2 protein-coding genes are annotated in these 3,155 nt (G+C 36.3%); both read right to left on the bottom strand.

Annotated features, from left to right (window positions below):
* Window positions 1-256: 256 nt before the first annotated feature.
* Window positions 257-1,711 (bottom strand): hypothetical protein, encoded by a 1,455-nt coding sequence (locus ENL20_00815; protein HHE37102.1) that lies wholly within the window; start codon window positions 1,709-1,711, stop codon window positions 257-259.
* 208 nt (window positions 1,712-1,919) lie between these two features.
* Window positions 1,920-3,026 carry a hypothetical protein gene (locus tag ENL20_00820; protein HHE37103.1) on the bottom strand — a complete coding sequence of 369 codons (1,107 nt, stop codon included), beginning with the start codon at window positions 3,024-3,026 and terminating at the stop codon, window positions 1,920-1,922.
* Window positions 3,027-3,155 lie beyond the last annotated feature (129 nt).

Raw genomic sequence — 3,155 nt, forward strand, 5'->3', positions numbered from 1 at the left:
GAAACCGTTAAAACGGTTAATACTTTTTCCTGTTTCATTAACCACCAACTTAAGTTGGTGGTTAATAAGAAGATAGAGGTCATTAACCGATTCATCAGTTTCCAAATTTCGGGCAAAATTTCAAACACATTCCAAATTATTGCCTTTTTAGAGCGGACTCATTATTAATTCATTAATTTATATCATTTCTAACCATTGAAAAGGTCATCATAATGCAAGCATTAAGGGGAGAGAATTCCTCCGGCAGAGACCGTTTTCAAGGTTTTCTAATTGGCAGTTCATCCTGACCAAACTTCTTTGCTTCCTTTTTCATTGTTTTAATCAAATCAGTTTTTATCTCTTGTGAAAGATTGGAAGGCTGATAGTCTTGAAGCAATTTCTCGACTTCCTGATGTGCTCTTTCATTGAGAGTTGTTTTTCCTTCCTCGATCCAGCGTGGACGATTGGCTCGATTGATCACATTTCCCGGAAAATAGTGTTCCTTTCGCAAATGCTTTCTTGTATGTTTGGAAATGAGGAGATGATTTTCAGAGAGGAGTTCTTCAAAAATTGGTAGAGAAGGAAAGTCATCCTTCGGTTCGATTCCTTCTGCCATTCTCAAACACATTCCGCAAATCTCATTATCGAGAACCAGCTTTTCCAAACTGATGCAACTCTCAAAATCGAGCATACCCGGACCGGAAATGTTATTGATCCCGGATAAAGCAGCAAGAGTCGCTCCCATTCCGGATTCGAGTCCGACTTGAGCATCGAGTTGTTTGGCATCGCTTAAAGAGATGTACGCTTGGGTGGGAATCTCCAGAAATTTTCCGATCTCATTGTAAGCACAATCGATCATCATTGTTTCGATCGCACCCATGGGAGTTGTTTCATAACGCACATCGAAAATTGCAGGAGAACCGCCATAAAGAATCGGAGTTCCGGGATTTGCTAATTGACTGATGACGATTCCGCTCAAAGTTTCCGCTGTATGCTGGATTAGACTTCCGACCAGAGTTACCGGAGCAATAAAACCGGACAGAGGCATTGAAATGAACTCGACAGGAATGGAATATTCTGCGCAATCCAGAACATTCTGGGAAGTAACTTTGCTCCATTTCAAAGGAGATGTAGGACAGCATGAAAAAACGGTTAGCGGCTTTTCTTTCAGACTCTTTTCATTTCCTCGAACAGCAAGTTGGAAATCCTTCATCACCTCGAAAGATTCGATGGTGAAAGTTCCGGTTACAACTGGTTTTTCGCAATATAAAAGACTCAGGAAAAGACGGTAACTATCGGAGATTTTTTCGTGAACATCGTTTGGAATGAGAGCTGTGCTTTGAGACGCAATATGTTCCAATCCGCTGACAACTTTGACATAATCGATATAGTCTTGCGTTGACGGATTGCAGATTTCATTTGTCTGATAATCGAGAATATGAAGAGCAGCAGAACCGGGAGTGAAATGAACATTAGAACCGGAAAAATCATTCGTTTCATTTCCCAGAACATCATAAAGCTGGAAGGATTTTGGCGTTGTTTTCAAAGCTTTTTGAATTATTTCTTCGGAAAAATAAACCCGGTTTTTCTCGAGTTTTGCTCCAAAATCAGAAAGCAAATTTAATACATTCGGATTATTTATTTCGATTCCGATTTTATTGAGAATTTCTGTTGCTTCGGAGATAATCTTTTTGATTAAATCATCGTTTAAAAATTTTACTTTTGGTCGCACATACGCTCCTTTTTAATCGTAACTCAATTTGCTAAATTGAGAAAAAACTACAAACCGTCCAACTTATCCCAAGATTCAGTGTCTTGTTTCAAGACAACGGAACTTGGGACAAATTTAAACCGAGACTTGACACAAGCCGAAGGTTTTGTGTTAAGTCGTCCTCAATACTCGATCTTCCATACTTCTGAAATATTTTTTTTCCGCATATTTAATCCCTTATTCTATAAACTCTGATATTTCCTGAAAATGCTTCTCCGATCCTTTTTATCTCCGGTTCATGAAAAAGGGTATGAATAACTAAATCCCATTCATTAAAAATAGCATCAGCATTTCCCTTATTTTCACCATTTGGATCGCTTTTATCTTCATAAAATAATCCGACATGACCTGTTCCGGGTTTATCATAATTCCAATAAATAAAATCAGCAACTTTGATTCCATTATTTCCAACTATTATCAACTCTCTTTTCCGGTCAAGGTAATTGGAATTTTCAATATCTTTTACAGTTGAAATTATCTTGGTGAAGCGATTATTTTTTATTTGATCATAGGGGATTTGATTGCCTGCTAACTGATGAGCAGCCACCGCAAAATCAGCACAATCCGCTCCGATAAACCTTTCTGCCTGATTATCAAAGTTATGGTCATTAGAAAAATTTGCACTTCCCCAAATATAAGGAAGATTACACATCGCAAAAGCATAGTTTATTACTTCATTATCAGTATTTCCCTTTAAACTTAGACGATGAACTTTATGACTGATCGAACCTTTATATTTTGAGTTTTTCCCCGGAGTTGAAAATGTCTTTCCATTTATAATTAGAGTCGCTTTAAAACGCATCGTGCCGACAACTTTTCCATCACAGAAAACTGGTTCAAAGATGGTTGGTTCAACATCAGGAAAAATCTCGAACCGGTTTTTCCATTCCATTATTTCAGTTTCTGTATAAGGAATATCTTCCCAATGCCAAGTCGGTGAAGTATTGTTATAATGTTCACCATCTGCTTCTTCTACTTTGAACCATTTTATGGAAAGATCAGTATCGAGTTCATTCCAATTATGAATATCATTTTCATTAATGACCAGACCATCTATTTGCAATTTTTCAGAATTTGAATAATAAACAAGTTCTTCACTATTTTCGCATTTCCCGACAATGCTCATTTTCAGGAAATCATCTATGAAAGCGATTTTGGATTCATTGGTAAAAACAGAACCGTTAATATTGGAGACAATATAAATTTCAACGATATTGGTTTGAGAAAATAATGATGCTAATAATAATACGAATATTAAGAATATTAGATTTTTCATTTACGATTTATAAGGATATTTAATTGGAATCTTTCCATAATTTTCATAACTCTTCAAACTTCCGAATTTTTTGAAAACTACGGAAGTTTTATCGTAACTCAATTTGCTAAATTGAGATACTTCATTTTA

The organism is Candidatus Cloacimonadota bacterium, assembly GCA_011372345.1.
Taxonomy (GTDB): domain Bacteria; phylum Cloacimonadota; class Cloacimonadia; order Cloacimonadales; family TCS61; genus DRTC01.